Below are 14,159 nucleotides of genomic sequence, written 5' to 3'. Positions count from 1 at the left end.
CGCACGAGTGATGGGAAGAAACAGCTGAAAGAGGTCGTTCAACCAGATAGGTCCATTATCCAGAATTTACAGGTAGACTGTTTTTAGGACAACGTAAAGATTCAGTAAGCAAGTATGTACAAATAATTCATAAATGCCCACTATTTACATAAGAACATAAATGCAGGAATTTTAGGGTTTATCGAGGCAATATCAGGAGAAGTATAAATTAAGGCCCTGAAAATTCAGAGCCTGGAGAGTATTATTTACCGCCGTCCACGCTTAGCACTTGGCCCGTTACCCAGTTGGCCCAGTCGGAGGCGAAGTAAAGCACAGCGTGAGCAATGTCTTCCGCTGCACCGAGACGCTTCATGGCCACATTGTCAATGTGGCGTTTTTGGCCTTCGCTGCCCATCGCTTCCCACTGTTTTTCCGTTGAAGGATTACTGCGTACGAAACCGGGCGCCACGTTATTCACCGTAATATTCCACGGGCCAAGCTCGTGCGCCAGTTGGCGCGTCAGGCCAATCTGCCCAGCCTTGGCGCTGGCATACGCCTGAATACCGGTCAAACTTACGCCCAACCCTGCCCCGCTGGAGATGTTAATGATACGACCAAACTTTTGCTGCTTCATCGCACCGACGGCCGCCTGAGACATCAGGAATGCGCCGTTGAGATTAACGGCAACAATCGCCTGCCACTGCTCAAAAGTCACATCCTCCAGCGGCTGGCCCTTTTGGCCGACCACGCCACCGGCATTATTGACCAAGGTATCCACGCTTAATCCGCGCGCCGCCAGAGAAGCAAACAGCGCGTTCACCGCCTCGGGAGAACTGATGTCAGACTCCAGCGCTATGCAGCGCTCGCCACACAGCGCCGCCGTCTCATCAACCCGATCTTTTTGAATATCACAGGCAACAACCTGTGCACCGCGCTGTGAAAAAGCCAGACAAATTGCACGACCAAATCCTTGCGCAGCACCGGTTACCAGCACAGTGCGTTGGGAGAAATCAAAAGGGTTTTGCATGGGAGGTTTCCGCGTCAGGGTGTTCAAACAGTATAAGAGTGTTCAAGCAGTGCCAGCGTGTCTAACGATTGCGGCAGTTCACCGCATTCAATCAGGTGTATAAGCTCAACCAGTCGCGTGGTGAGTGGCATCGTCAGATCAAAGCCGATGCCGATATCAATGGCCGGGGCAATCTGCGCATCGACTTCGGTTTGGCGTTTGCGTACAGCCAAATCGCGCCAAATACCTGAGTGAGACTTCGCCGAACGACGGTTGTGCGCCACCATATCGTCAAAGGACTGCTGCGTATGTTCAGCACTGGCATCGGGTAAAAATGCCGAGGGATCAAAGCCGTCAAAGCCTTGCAGCTCAATACCCTGCGCGTGGGCAACCGCACCAATTTCGCGTGCTAGCGAAGTCAACAACGGACGAAATCGCGGCATCGCCAGCACATCGGCAATGCTGTCATCGGTCAAGGCAGTGGCAAAAAGCAGCGCACCATAAATCATTTTCGCCCACAGGAATCCCCAGATGTTGGGCGTGAGCACGGCCGCGGGATCAAAATGCAGCAGCAGGGTATACAACGCCTCGGTGCGCGGCCGCGTAATGGCATCGAGCTCACCGATAACCACCGCACCTCGTCCGCCGTGGTGGATAACGCCCGGTTCGATAAAGTCGGCACCAAAATTCAGAAAGGCACCCACCGTCCGTTCTGCACCTATTACTTCGGCAATAACATGCTCATTTAGCCCGTTTTGCATCGATACTACATAGCCATGCGGGGCAAGCAGTGGCGCTATTTGTTTAATCGCCGCCGCCGTGTGGTGAGACTTAACCGCCAAAAGTACACATTGATAATTACCGTCGAGATCTTCTGGCATGAAAGCCTGCGCCGGAACGGTTTTATCACCCAATGGCCCGGTGATGCGCAGGCCGTGCAAATTCATTGCCGCCACGTGCTCGGCGACGTTATCCACAAATATCACCGGCTGACCGGCTTCAATAAAGGATGCGCCTATCGCGCCGCCAATCGCGCCCGCGCCCCATACCACAATTGGGGATAGCGCCTGTGGCTCATTGGGAAAGGGCTCTTCTTCAAACAAAGTGGCTATCGACATCGGTTCTTCCTCCACATTAACAGCCAAAATCGGTGAGCTTAAAGCGCGCTGATAACGTCGCGAATTTCAGCCACTGCGGTTTGCCAAATAGCCAGCATCTCGTCGTCGGCACGCTGATAAAAACCGCCGTAGTTGCCGTCACCGAGATAGGCCCGCGCCTGCGTGGGGTCAAGTTTGCGTAGCGCCACCAAATCGAGCATCGGTTTACGTTCTTCTGGCATGGCTACGCCCGGCAAACGCGTCCAGGGGAAGTTTTCCATCCACGAAGCATGTGAGGCAACGGGGTCGATAGAAGCGACTTTTTCCCAGGTTTTCGGTGCATTCCACCAGTTGTGCAGTTGCACCGTGATACCCGGATTATTGACCATCCATTCGCCGATAATGTTCTGCGCCGGTGAATTTCCACCGTGACCGTTTACAAACAAAATACGACGAAAACCCTGTCGTTTCAGATTGTTAAGAATGTCGTAGATTAAGCCAATATAGGTTTGCATACTCAGACTGATGGTGCCGGGATAGTCGCTAAACGCGGGCGTCATTCCGAAAGGCATGACCGGAAAAACGGGAATACCGAAAGGCTCTGCGGACTCTGTTGCGACCTTCTCTGCCAAAATCGAATCCACCGAAAGGCTGAGGTAGGCGTGCTGCTCGGTACTGCCAAGCGGCACAATAACCCTGTCGTCGGTGGCAAGATAGCTTTCTAACTGTTGCCAGTTCATCTCACTGATTTTCATTGCGGTCCCCGGTGTTGGACGCTTGTAGAATGCCCTGCTGCAGTAGCGGAACCACAACTCGCTGGATCTCGCCTGCATCAGGAACGTGCCTGTATTCAAAGGATTGCTGCCCTTCACTCAGCTGAGAGGTGAGATCCTGAGCGCCGGTGGCATACACCAGTGCATCGGTCTCTTTTATAAGCTCTGACAGCTGAGGATCATCGCGGTGGACCACGATGACCTGGGTGACATGAGGTGCAAAACGCTCTACGCCGCGGGTCATCAACGACGTAAACTCTGGAAAAATAGACACCACCAGCGTGCGGGTCAGCGGCTCGAGCGAGGCCAGAGAGCGGCGGGTGGTTTCAGAAGGAATAAAGCTGATGTTCAGCAGCGGCAGTCCGGGCAAAAGCACGCTGACTTCGCGCCGGCGATGGGCGAAGGTCAGCAACAGGTCGGCGTCGCCAGCGCGTTGAAGCAGTAGCTCATCGTTTTTTAATTCTGTAATGGTAGTCGCTTCAACCTGTGCGATTTCACCCAGTGTTTCACTGATACACTGCGCATAGTCGCGCGCGGCGTCGATAAAATTACCGATCAAAAACACGGTTTTCTTTTTGAGCTGACGCTGTCTTTCACTGAATCGATTACTGACCAGCGCACCCAAATCTGAGGCGCTAAACCCCATCAGCATGCCACAATTAATCAGAGCATCCAGATGGCGATGCAGCTCATCGAGATTCTGGCTCGACGAACCTAATAACGAAGACGCATCCGCAATAAACGTACCGGCTCCCGGTTTGCTATAAACCAGTTCGGCCGCTTTCAATTCGCGATAAACCTGAGCCACAGTCATTGGCGCCACGCCGATTAAATCGGCCATTTCCCTGACCGACGGAAGCTGTTCGCCGGGCTTTAGTGCGCCAAAAGTGATCGCATATTCAATCATTCCGCGCAGTTGAGCGCCCAACGGAATAGAAGAGTTACGGTCGAGGTGGAATTCCATAGCCTGCCTTGGTAACTGTATTGGTCTACTAATACAATAATGCTGTTTTTTACAGCAATGCAAGCCATCTTCGAAAAATAATTGCGCAATTTAGTCAGAAATTTACACCACACTTACTTTGTTGCATTTTTTTTGCGCTGATTATTGACAAATTGTGACCAATGCTTCAAATATCGTATTAGTTAACTAGAACACAATCCACAACGGTATTTTTGCAGGTTCAGCCTTTAGCGTTTTTAAAGGCAAAAATTCTTTCCTGGCGAGCACTTTTTTCTGACGAACAGAGGGGCATGGTAATGAAAGTTAAGCCTAAATTGACATTAATGGCATTATTGGCAGTCGGTGCACTCGGTGTACTCTCTGCGCAGGCAGCCGAAGTAGTACAGCGCGGCGGCACCCTGATTTATGGCCGCTATGCCGACAGTAATTTTCTCGAACCGGTTTTAAACGAAAGTAACAATGATATCTGGATACTTTCCAACCTGTACGACACGTTGCTACTGCCCACCAGCGACGGCAAAGGCATCAAGCCCGGTCTCGCCACCGCCTGGAAGCTTTCAGATGATGGCAAAAGCGTCACCCTTACCCTGCGCCCCGAGACTAAATTCTCCGACGGCTCACCCATTACCGCAGAAGACGTAAAATGGTCGCTAGAACGCGCCGCTAAACCGGGCAACGGCGTATGGCAATTTTTGGTCAGCGCAATCGATAACGTGACCATCACTGACCCGCACACCGTGGTCATCCACCTGTCTCATCCCGACCCGGCCATTCTCAGCGCGCTGACGGTTTTCAACACCGCCATCATGCCCGAAAAACAGTTCGAGGCTGAACCGGGTGCGACTGATCATGATAAGGCCACCGCCTTTGCAGAGCATCCTGTTGGTTCGGGTCCGTTTATCCTGAAATCGTGGCAGCACAACTCGACCATGACGCTGGTGCGCAACCCCTACTATTGGGCAAAAGGCGCAGACGGGAAGTCGCTGCCCTACCTCGACGGCATCAAGTTCGAAATTGTGCCTGATGACGCGACGCGTATTTTGAAACTGCAGTCTGGCGAGCTCGACGGCGCTGAATTTATTCCTTATTCACGTGTAAAAGAGCTACAGGGCAATCCGGCGCTAAATATGGTGCTGTTCCCTTCAACACGTGTTGAAGTGGCCAGCGTCAATGCGCGCCCCGAGATTGACGGCAAGCCAAATCCCCTGGCGAATCCGAAAGTGCGTCAGGCGCTGAACTACGCGACCGACAAAGACGGAATTATCCAGTTGGTGACCTTTGGCCTGGGTAAACCGATGACGTCGTTTATGTCGACCTCAACCCCGCTGAGCTATGGCAACAAACCGCTCTATCCGGTCGACGTTGAAAAAGCGCAGGCGCTGATGAAAGAGGCCGGTTATGCCGATGGTTTCAGCACCAGCATGAACATTTTGGCAGGCAACGAAGACAGCCTGAGCATTGCTACCGCGCTGCAGCAAATGTGGTCGCAAATTGGCATTAAACTCACCATTAATCAGATGGATAACGCCACGCTCAATAACAACTATCGTAAAGCCAATTTCAGCACGCGCCTTGGGCCGTGGACCGACGACATTGCCGATCCAAACGAAATTACGTCGTACTACGCCTATTCCAAAAATATTCAGGCGCTGCACTCCGGTTGGAAAAGTGACGAGCTGGATCAATTGTTTGAAGCGTCGCAGAAAGAGACCAACCCGGAGAAGCGCGCAGAACAGTACAAGAAGATTCAGGCTATTTACAACGCCAGCGGCCCCACTATTCCGCTGTATGAGAGCTCCTACCCTGTGGCACTTAAAAAAGACGTGCAGGGATTTGTGCAGATCCCACTGGGTAACAACATCTTCACTGATACCTGGCTGAAGAAATAACGCGTTATAAAATCTGAATAACTTGAAGTCGTGAAGGCTGCGGCTTCAAGTATCAAGTTTTACAGAGGGACTGATGTGACAGAGTTTTCATACATTTTAAAGCGCATCCTATTAATTATTCCCACGCTGCTGGTTATTTTGGTGGTGACGTTTACCATCGTGCGTCTGCTGCCGGGTGATCCGGCCAGTGCGATGATTGGCGACCGCGCAACAGATGCCGACGTCGCGCGCATTAATAAAGAGTTGGGCCTCGACCAGCCGCTGCCAGTGCAGTTTCTCTATTTTGTTCGCCAAGTGGCGACGGGCAATCTCGGCAACTCTTACGCCATGCACGCGCCGGTGACCTCGGTTATTGCCGAACGTCTGCCGGTCACGCTGCTTCTGACCGCAATGGCGGCCTTTTTCTCGATTGTGATGGCTATTCCGCTGGCGTTTATTTCGGCGCTCAGACGCAACAGCGCCGCCGACGTGACGATTCGCGGCGCGTCGCAAATTACGCTGTCGATGCCGTCCTTTTATATCGGACTGGTTTTATTAACCATTTTCGCCGCCCAGCTGCACTGGTTCCCGGTGGGAGGCTACGGCGACACCTTCGGGCAGAGAATTTACCACCTGTTTTTACCGGCTATCACGCTGGCGGTGAGCATCACGTCGGTATTGATTGGCAGCCTGCGGAACTCGATTATTGCCGTGCTCGATGCTGAATACGTCACCTTTGCCCGTGCAAAAGGACTGAGCAGCCGCGTGGTACTGATGCGACACGTGTTGCGTAACTCACTGATCCCGATGTTGAGCCTGTTTGCACTTAATATCAGCACCACGATTGGCAGCGCGGTAATTACTGAAACGGTCTTTGCCGTGCCGGGCATCGCACGCCTGATGGTCGACAGTATTTTCAGCCGTGATTACCCGATGATTCAGGGGCTGGTGATTGTGCTGTCTGTCCTGGTGTCGCTGATTTTTCTGGTGACCGACATCATTCAGGTGATGATTGACCCGAGGAGAGCAAGATGAGCGAACTCATTGCCCAGCGTTCTATCACCCGTAAATGGCGCAAGCACCTGCCCTGGTCGTCGCTGCTGGGCTGCATCATTCTGGTCCTTAGCCTGCTGATGGCGTTTTTTCCACACTGGGTCGCCCCCTTCGATCCTCTTAAATTTGACTACCGAGCCATTTTGAAAGGCCCGAGCCTGCAGCACCTGTTCGGCACCGATAACTTCGGCCGCGACATCTTTTCGCGGGTGATTTATGCCTACCGTATTGACCTGCAAATTGCCTTTTTCACCACGCTGTTTCCAATGGTGTTCGGCACGCTGGTGGGCCTGCTGGTGGGTTACTACGGTGGCCTCGCCGAGACACTTTTTCAACGCATTGTCGATGCGGTGGTCACTTTTCCTTTACTGGTGTTGGTGATAGCCATTGTGGCCATTCTTGGGCCTGGGTTAAACAGTATGTACATCGCGGTCGGCATTATTTACTGGGTATTTTATGCCCGGTTGATTGCGGGTGAGGTCAGTATTCAGAAACGTCTTGAGTACGTCGCGGCTGGAAAGGTCATGGGCTATAGCCCGATGCGAATCATCTTCCGCCACGTTTTGCCGAACGTGATAACCACTACGCTGGTGTACTGGATGACCGACATGGCGCTGGCCATTCTGCTTGGTTCAAGCCTTGGCTACCTCGGCCTCGGCGCTCAGCCACCTACCGCCGAGTGGGGCGTATTAATTGCCTCAGGTAAAAACTTTATGGATACCGCCTGGTGGATAACTATTTTCCCCGGCATCGCCATTGTATTAACCGGGTTGGGATTTAGCCTGTTTGGAGACCTGCTGTCAGACTGGCTGCGTCCGGGAAGCCGTTAACATTAATGCCCGCACTGCGCATTAAGCCACTGACAAGACCTTAAGCCGTTAGCAAAAATGAGAGCAAACTATGCCCAGCCAAACGCGCGAACAAAATAGTCATACAGAAAATTTGCTCGACGTGAGCCAACTCAACACCCAGATCCACACGTCGCGTGGCAGTTTAAACGCGATCCAGAATGTCAGTTTTACCCTCAAGCCGGGAGAAATTCTGGGGTTGGTGGGCGAATCCGGCTCGGGAAAAAGCGTTACTCTCCGCTCCTTGCTGCGCCTGATGCCCGCCAACGCCGAGGTAAGCGGTTCGGTGAAGTGGCAGGGGCGAGAAATTTCGACCATGAAACCCGCCGAGCTGCGCGCGATTCGCGGTGGTGAAATCGCGATGATTTTTCAGGAGCCGATGATTGCCCTGAATCCAGTGCTCACCGTTTGGCGACAGATTGAAGAGAGCCTGCATGCGCACACCGACCTGAATCGCAAACAACGCCGCCTGCGGGCCGTTGAGCTGTTGAATCAGGTGGGTATTCCAGCACCGGAGTTGCGCCTTGATGACTATCCGCACCAGTTTTCGGGCGGCATGCGCCAACGCGTGATGATAGCCATCGCGCTTGCCGGTAACCCGCGCCTGCTGCTAGCCGATGAACCGACTACTGCGCTCGACGTCACCATTCAGGAGCAAATCCTTAAGCTTTTGTTCAGCCTACGCGACGAACTCGGCATGGGCATTATCTTTGTGACGCACGACCTCGGCGTAGTGGCGCAGCTGTGCGACAGGGTGGCGGTAATGTATGCCGGACGGATTGTTGAAAGTGCACCGGTTGGCGAGATTTTTAGCCGCCCTCGCCATCCTTATACTCAGGGGCTGATTGCGTCAGTGCCACAAAGCGGCGGCGAGCGAAAACCTCTGCTGTCGATTGAGGGCACGCCGCCTTCGCTGCTTAATCTGCCGCAGGGGTGCAGCTTCGGCCCACGCTGTCGCTATAAAACCGACGTCTGTCAGCAGCAGGTTCCGCCTTTGGAGTCTTTAAATTCGCTGCATCAGATGGCATGCCATCATCATGCCAATTTGGTCGCCACTTCATCGTCACAGCCGCTGTCGGAGGGGGTATAACATGAGTGACGTTTCCGTAAGCAAAACGATACCCATCGTCAGTGTTGAAGAAGCCATGGTGCATTTTCCGATTGCCCACTCGATTCTCGATAAAATTCAGGGCAAGCCGCGCCGCTATGTGCAGGCGTTAAACGGCGTGCGTCTGGAACTGATGCGTGGTGAAACGCTTGGCGTAGTTGGGGAATCTGGATGCGGTAAGTCAACTCTGGCGCGTGCCATGGTCGGGTTACTGCAAACCAGCGAAGGTAAAATTTATTTCAACGGCAAAGATATCGCCACCCTGCACGGGAAAGCGCGGCGCAGCTTTAACCGTCAGGTACAGATGATTTTTCAGGATCCGTACAGTTCGCTCAACCCGCGTATGACCGTCGGGCAGATGCTGACCGAGGCACTGTCGGTGCATAACATGTGTCCTAAAAAGGACATTCCTGCGCGTATTCGCCAACTGATGGAGCTGGTGCGCCTCCCGGCCGACGCCATTGACAAACTGCCGCACGAATTTTCCGGCGGTCAGCGTCAGCGCATCGGCATTAGTCGGGCGTTGGCGGTCGAACCCGAGGTGTTGATTGCCGATGAGCTGGTCTCGGCGCTGGACGTCTCGGTGCAGGCACAGGTGGTTAATCTGCTGCTCGACCTGCAGCAAAAGCTCAGCCTGACGGTACTGTTTGTCGCCCACGACCTGCGCCTGGTGCGCCATATTTCACACCGCGTGGCGGTGATGTATCTCGGCGAAGTGGTCGAGGTTGGCGATACCGAAGCACTGTTTCAAACGCCGCTCCATCCTTACACTCAGGCCCTGCTGCGCGCCGCACCGAGCATGGACCCGACCGATCGCGGTAAAAATGTTAGCCTGACCGGCGAACTGCCCAGCCCACTTTCGCCGCCTGCAGGCTGTCGTTTTCATACCCGCTGTCCGAATGTGACAGACCGCTGTCGCATAGAAAGGCCAATACTGGCGTCAAAACCTGGCGGCCAGCGCGTCGCCTGTCATTTAGTGTAAGAGAAAAAGAGAAGACAATGACTGATAAAACTGCCGCTATTTCCTTGGCGCTGCACGGCGGATGCGGCGTGATGGCCGAAGAAGACATGACACCGCAAGAGTGGGAGGAAGCCCGCGACGATCTCAAGCAGGCTTTGCGCGCCGGATGGCAAGTTCTGCAGCAAAACGGCAGCGCCGTGGATGCAGTGCAAGCTACCGTTTTAGTGATGGAAGATTCTATCTATTTTAATGCTGGCTTCGGTGCGGCACTTAATGCCAAGGGCGAGCACGAACTGGATGCGGCCATTATGGACGGCACTACGCTGGCCGCCGGTGCAGTTTGCGGTGCACGCCATATTCGTAATCCGGTACTGGCGGCCCGCAGCCTGCTCGACGGCGGCGAGAGCGTTTTGCTCAGCGGATCCGGTGCCGACGACTATGCCCGAGATCAGGGTCTGGCCTGCGTCGAGAGTGACTATTTTACCACCCCACGCCGCGTACAGGCGCTTGATTCTATGCGCCGCCACCAGATAGCGGGCACTTTCAAAGCGGCGCGTGAATCTGAAAAACACGGCACGGTGGGCGCCGTCGCCCTAGACGCACAGGGGCATCTGGCGGCGGCAACCTCAACCGGGGGCTATACCAATAAACCGGTTGGACGCATCGGTGACAGCCCGTTAATTGGCTCGGGCACTTACGCCCGCGACGGCGTTTGTGCCGTTTCAGGCACCGGTCAGGGTGAGTATTTTATCCGCAACGTGATGGCCTACGATATTGCCGCACGCATGATTTATGCCGGCGAAAAGCTGCAAACGGCTTCCGAGCATCTGGTGATGGGCGAATTTCGCGACCTTGGCGTGGGTGCAGGCGTTATTGCCATTGATGCCAACGGCCAGGTCAGTGCGCCCTACAATACGCTCGGCATGTTCCGCGCGTGGGTTACCGAAGACGGACGTGGCGTTGTAGCAAGCCATCATCAGCTCTATGACTTCGACCTGTGATTAAATTGTACAATAATTAACATTGACCTTGGCTTCACCGTTGATATCTTAAGGTATTGAAATTTTCCCGCACTGAATTGCCGTGCCTCACGTCGTTTCAGTGTGATATCGCAGGTGAATAAGCATGAGCATTACTCCTCATTCCAGGCCGGTTATAGGCGTGACGTTAGACAGCGAAGAAGCCGGTGGTTATGCCGATTATCCGTGGTATGCACTGCGTCAAAACTATATGGCCAGCCTGGCCGAGTTGGGTGCCGTCCCGCTGGCGCTGCCCCACCACGGCGAGCTGGCCGATGAATTTTTGGCCCTGTGTGATGGAATAATCGTTACCGGCGGTGCGTTCGACGTGCCGCCGGAACTGTTTAATGAGCAGCAAAGCAGTGACCAGGTTCGGCTAAAACCGGCGCGCACGCTGTTTGAAAGCGCGATTGTCAAAGGGGCCATGCTCCGCGACATGCCGCTCCTGGGGATTTGCGGCGGCGAGCAGTTGCTGGCCGTACTGACCGGTGGCACGCTTATTCAGCACATTCCCGACGCCCTGCCTGACGCGCTCGAGCACAGCACCACGGTAGACACCGAAAATGCGGGCGGCAAGAAACGCGCCCGTCATCAGGTTGAAATCCTTGAGAACACGAGGCTTAGCAAGTTAGTCAGCGCTCGCACATATGAGGTGAACAGTTCGCATCATCAGGCCGTGAAAACGCTGGGATCAGGCTGCCGCGTTAATGCGGTGTCTCCAGACGGGGTAATTGAAGGCATTGAGTGCGATGACTATTATTTCTGCCTCGGCGTGCAGTGGCATCCGGAGTATTTGCAGCATGAGCAGGACCGCCAACTGCTGAAAGCCTTTGTCGAAGCCGCCGACGACTATAAAAATGCGCGCCGTTCTTCCGGCAAGGCGATGGCCAAAGCCATGAACCTGTCTCACGGGAAATAACTGCCCATGTTTGCCGTTGAAAACGCGAAACAAATTAAGCAATGGCTAGAGCAACTGGGTATTGACAGCGAAGTGATTGCTCACCGCACTCTGCCGTTCTTTCCTGAAGTTGATAGCGCTTCTCTCGTCACCGCCGAGACCCATGCCGAAGGCAGAACCTTTCTTTTAACGCCAGAAGCGGCAGCAGCCTGGTGGAAACTGCGTGAATCTGCCAAGGCTGCTGGCATTGACCTGTATCTGGTATCAGCATGGCGCAGCGTTGAGTATCAAATGGCGCTGATCCGCAAAAAACAGCAACTGGGTATTCCTCCTGCGGCGTTTTTCAGCTACCTCGCCCCGCCCGGCTGCAGTGAACACCACACCGGCTGCGCCGTTGACATCAACACTCCTGACTGTGATGAGGTCAGCGGCGTATTTGGTGAAACGCCCGCTTTTGAATGGTTGCGACAACACGCAGGTGAATTCGGTTTTGTCATGTCTTTCCCCCTAAACAACCCGTGGGGATTTATTTACGAACCCTGGCATTGGTGTTGGCATCCCGCGCCTCAGTGAGACTGATAAAACGGATAAGTGAACAGCAATAAATGGCAGAGGTTAAGCCCAAAGTGAAATAGGGTTGAGACCCACAGTCTGCCGCTCCACATCCACGCCAGCCCATATATAAGACCGGACAACGCCGCGAAGATGACCAGTAGTGCGCCACCGGCAAGATGGGCCAGCCCGAATACCAGCGCAACAATCAGCAGCGCCGGAACGTCTCCCAACCATCCCGCCACGCGCTGCTGCAGATAGCCCCGAAACAGTGCCTCTTCAGCAAAGGAGACAAAAAAAAGATTTGCCAGCATAAAACTGCCTAGCCAATCGGGGAAATGCGGCTCAATGCGCAGGCCGCCGAGCATCACTGCCACCAGCAGTAAAAGGGGGATGCTCGCCGCTAACAGCAGCCACTGCCAGATTCGGGGGCTGAATCTGCTTTTTACAAACAGCAGGCTCGGCAACGCTGCCAGCAGCACAAAGGGCAGCAGCGCCTTGTCAAAATTAAAATACAGGGTAAATGGCGCACTGTGTGGCCCCGTTTTCACGGCGTCGAGTATTTTGGGATTAAAGAATCCGGGTATAAGATGCCCAAATAAAGCCAGCCCGGCGGCAAGTAGTAAAGCTTCTGCGCCTAACGTTAATGCATGCGAACGCCCCTGCGCATGCATTCTTACTCGCGCAATCAGCACAATAATACCGAGGATAATCAAACCTCGAAGATCGACAACGCCTGCTGCGCATGCCCATCCCACACTGATAACGCCCAACAGTAACGCCAGTGTGCGCTGCATGGGCAAGACGGCCAATGAGCCGGCTAGCATCCACCACATTTGAGTTTCTCCTTATCAGTAGCAGCTATTCTGCGGCGCTCATTATAGGTGATATTTCACGCTCAAACTTGTACATTACGACAATCGCCATAACAATAAAGCATTGATAAACATTTAAAAAACTTAACAAAGCGAGAAACGAACAATGGAACTGGAACTCTCTATTGATAACCTCTACCTAAAAATATTAACCCCAGAAGACGCGCCGCAGGTGCAGAACTATTTTGCCGTCAATCATAACCATTTGGCTCCTTGGGAACCGTTAAGGCCTGAAAACTTCTACTCCCGCGCTCAGGTGCATCAGCGGCTAGTCAACAGCCAAGCCGAAGCAGCGCTCGGCAGCAGCTATCAGTTTGGGATTATGAGCCGTATCAGCGGCGAGATGCTGGGGGTGGTCAGTTTTACCGGCGTTGTGCGCGGCGTGTTTCAGGCCTGTCATTTGGGCTATTCGTTGGCAGAGAACCAGCAGGGTCGCGGCGTGATGACGCAGGCGCTTAACCGTGCCATTAAATTTATCTTTGAGGACGTTGGCCTGCATCGGATCATGGCGGGTTATATCCCGAATAACGAAAAAAGCGCCCGCGTTCTCCAGCGCCAGGGATTCGAAAAAGAAGGCTACGCAAAATCCTATTTAAAAATAGCCGGTCAATGGCAGGATCACGTGCTGGTCTCGCTCATTAATCCTGCCCACCTCTCTTAGCCGGTGGCAGTGCGGTGATTCAACTTGATTCAGCACTGGAATAATAAATAAGCCTCAGCGTAATAGTTTAAGCGAGCCGGTCAGTGACTTAACCCATTTCTCCGGTCCTGCCAACCCCAGGCCGTCGAGTGTTTCCTCAGCCAAATTTCTTTCAGGAAAATGCCGCGCATACTCATCAAAGTTGTGCATCGCGCGGGCAAAGGCAGGAAATGGCACAATCGCCACCTCGCCTTCTGCCTGTAATGCTTTGTGCAAGAGTGCACTGATTTGATCTGCCGTGGCCTGCAGGATAGGAACCGGCAGTTTTGAACTCACGTCGATAGTCTTGCCATCGGCATCGCTAAGCCTGCCCCCCGCCAGCGCCGGGAACTTGGCCGCTAAACCTATCGCCACCGCACTGCTGGTATTGGCCAGCAGCCCTAATGGAAGCGCGGGGTTTACAATCACCGCAATACGCATTGTTTCTATCAAAATACTCTCCTTGTTGACCGCTGATA

15 protein-coding genes are annotated in these 14,159 nt (G+C 53.7%); 9 read left to right on the top strand and 6 right to left on the bottom strand.

Going from position 1 to position 14,159, the window contains the following annotated elements; translation table 11 throughout:
* Positions 1–241: 241 nt before the first annotated feature.
* The 4 genes from GA565_RS05290 to GA565_RS05275 are packed head-to-tail and all read right to left on the bottom strand — an operon-like array spanning position 242 to position 3,819.
* A complete protein-coding gene (locus tag GA565_RS05290) occupies positions 242–1,006 on the bottom strand; it encodes an SDR family NAD(P)-dependent oxidoreductase (RefSeq protein ID WP_152197632.1) in 765 nt (254 codons plus the stop codon).
* A 23-nt stretch (positions 1,007–1,029) separates the two neighbouring features.
* A complete protein-coding gene (locus GA565_RS05285; RefSeq protein ID WP_152197631.1) occupies positions 1,030–2,103 on the bottom strand; it encodes a ketopantoate reductase family protein in 1,074 nt (357 codons plus the stop codon).
* 38 nt (positions 2,104–2,141) lie between these two features.
* The gene (locus tag GA565_RS05280; RefSeq protein ID WP_152197630.1) at positions 2,142–2,837 is read right to left on the bottom strand and encodes a creatininase family protein; all 696 of its coding nucleotides are present in this window, start codon (positions 2,835–2,837) and stop codon (positions 2,142–2,144) included.
* On the bottom strand, positions 2,824–3,819 hold the full coding sequence (locus tag GA565_RS05275; protein WP_152197629.1) for a GntR family transcriptional regulator: 996 nt from the start codon (positions 3,817–3,819) through the stop codon (positions 2,824–2,826). Before GA565_RS05275 ends, GA565_RS05280 begins: the two co-directional genes overlap by 14 nt.
* A 296-nt stretch (positions 3,820–4,115) precedes the next feature.
* Between GA565_RS05275 and GA565_RS05270 the strand changes: the two genes are divergently transcribed.
* The 8 genes from GA565_RS05270 (at position 4,116) to GA565_RS05235 (ending at position 12,147) form a co-directional block, all read left to right on the top strand.
* On the top strand, positions 4,116–5,708 hold the full coding sequence (locus GA565_RS05270) for an ABC transporter substrate-binding protein (protein ID WP_152197628.1): 1,593 nt from the start codon (positions 4,116–4,118) through the stop codon (positions 5,706–5,708).
* Between the two features lie 75 nt (positions 5,709–5,783).
* A complete protein-coding gene (locus GA565_RS05265; RefSeq protein WP_055772859.1) occupies positions 5,784–6,722 on the top strand; it encodes an ABC transporter permease in 939 nt (312 codons plus the stop codon).
* The gene (locus GA565_RS05260; protein ID WP_055772856.1) at positions 6,719–7,570 is read left to right on the top strand and encodes an ABC transporter permease; all 852 of its coding nucleotides are present in this window, start codon (positions 6,719–6,721) and stop codon (positions 7,568–7,570) included. The genes GA565_RS05265 and GA565_RS05260 overlap by 4 nt, the downstream gene beginning before the upstream one ends.
* 70 nt (positions 7,571–7,640) lie before the next feature.
* The gene (locus GA565_RS05255) at positions 7,641–8,678 is read left to right on the top strand and encodes an ABC transporter ATP-binding protein (protein WP_152197627.1); all 1,038 of its coding nucleotides are present in this window, start codon (positions 7,641–7,643) and stop codon (positions 8,676–8,678) included.
* A gap of 1 nt (position 8,679) precedes the next feature.
* Complete coding sequence (locus tag GA565_RS05250; protein ID WP_152197626.1) at positions 8,680–9,678, top strand: ABC transporter ATP-binding protein; 999 nt, start codon at positions 8,680–8,682, stop codon at positions 9,676–9,678.
* A gap of 17 nt (positions 9,679–9,695) precedes the next feature.
* The gene (locus tag GA565_RS05245; protein WP_152197625.1) at positions 9,696–10,658 is read left to right on the top strand and encodes an isoaspartyl peptidase/L-asparaginase family protein; all 963 of its coding nucleotides are present in this window, start codon (positions 9,696–9,698) and stop codon (positions 10,656–10,658) included.
* Positions 10,659–10,782: 124 nt separating this feature from the next.
* Positions 10,783–11,595, top strand: coding sequence for a gamma-glutamyl-gamma-aminobutyrate hydrolase family protein (locus GA565_RS05240; protein WP_152197624.1), 813 nt, complete (start codon positions 10,783–10,785; stop codon positions 11,593–11,595).
* A gap of 6 nt (positions 11,596–11,601) precedes the next feature.
* Positions 11,602–12,147, top strand: coding sequence for a D-alanyl-D-alanine carboxypeptidase family protein (locus GA565_RS05235; protein WP_152197623.1), 546 nt, complete (start codon positions 11,602–11,604; stop codon positions 12,145–12,147).
* On the opposite strand, the gene GA565_RS05230 is transcribed toward GA565_RS05235, so the two are convergent.
* Positions 12,141–12,962, bottom strand: coding sequence for a CPBP family intramembrane glutamic endopeptidase (locus tag GA565_RS05230; RefSeq protein WP_152197622.1), 822 nt, complete (start codon positions 12,960–12,962; stop codon positions 12,141–12,143). The two genes, GA565_RS05235 and GA565_RS05230, sit on opposite strands and share 7 nt — an antisense overlap.
* 145 nt (positions 12,963–13,107) lie before the next feature.
* On the opposite strand from GA565_RS05230, the gene GA565_RS05225 reads away from it, so the two are divergent.
* Positions 13,108–13,662, top strand: a complete 555-nt coding sequence (locus GA565_RS05225) for a GNAT family N-acetyltransferase (RefSeq protein ID WP_152197621.1) — start codon at positions 13,108–13,110, stop codon at positions 13,660–13,662.
* 54 nt (positions 13,663–13,716) lie between these two features.
* On the opposite strand, the gene GA565_RS05220 is transcribed toward GA565_RS05225, so the two are convergent.
* Positions 13,717–14,121, bottom strand: a complete 405-nt coding sequence (locus GA565_RS05220) for a DUF2000 domain-containing protein (RefSeq protein ID WP_152201322.1) — start codon at positions 14,119–14,121, stop codon at positions 13,717–13,719.
* Positions 14,122–14,159: the final 38 nt, after the last annotated feature.

The sequence above is a fragment of the Rouxiella sp. S1S-2 genome (assembly GCF_009208105.1).
Classification (GTDB): domain Bacteria; phylum Pseudomonadota; class Gammaproteobacteria; order Enterobacterales; family Enterobacteriaceae; genus Rouxiella.
This window is presented reverse-complemented; position numbering and strand designations above follow the sequence as displayed.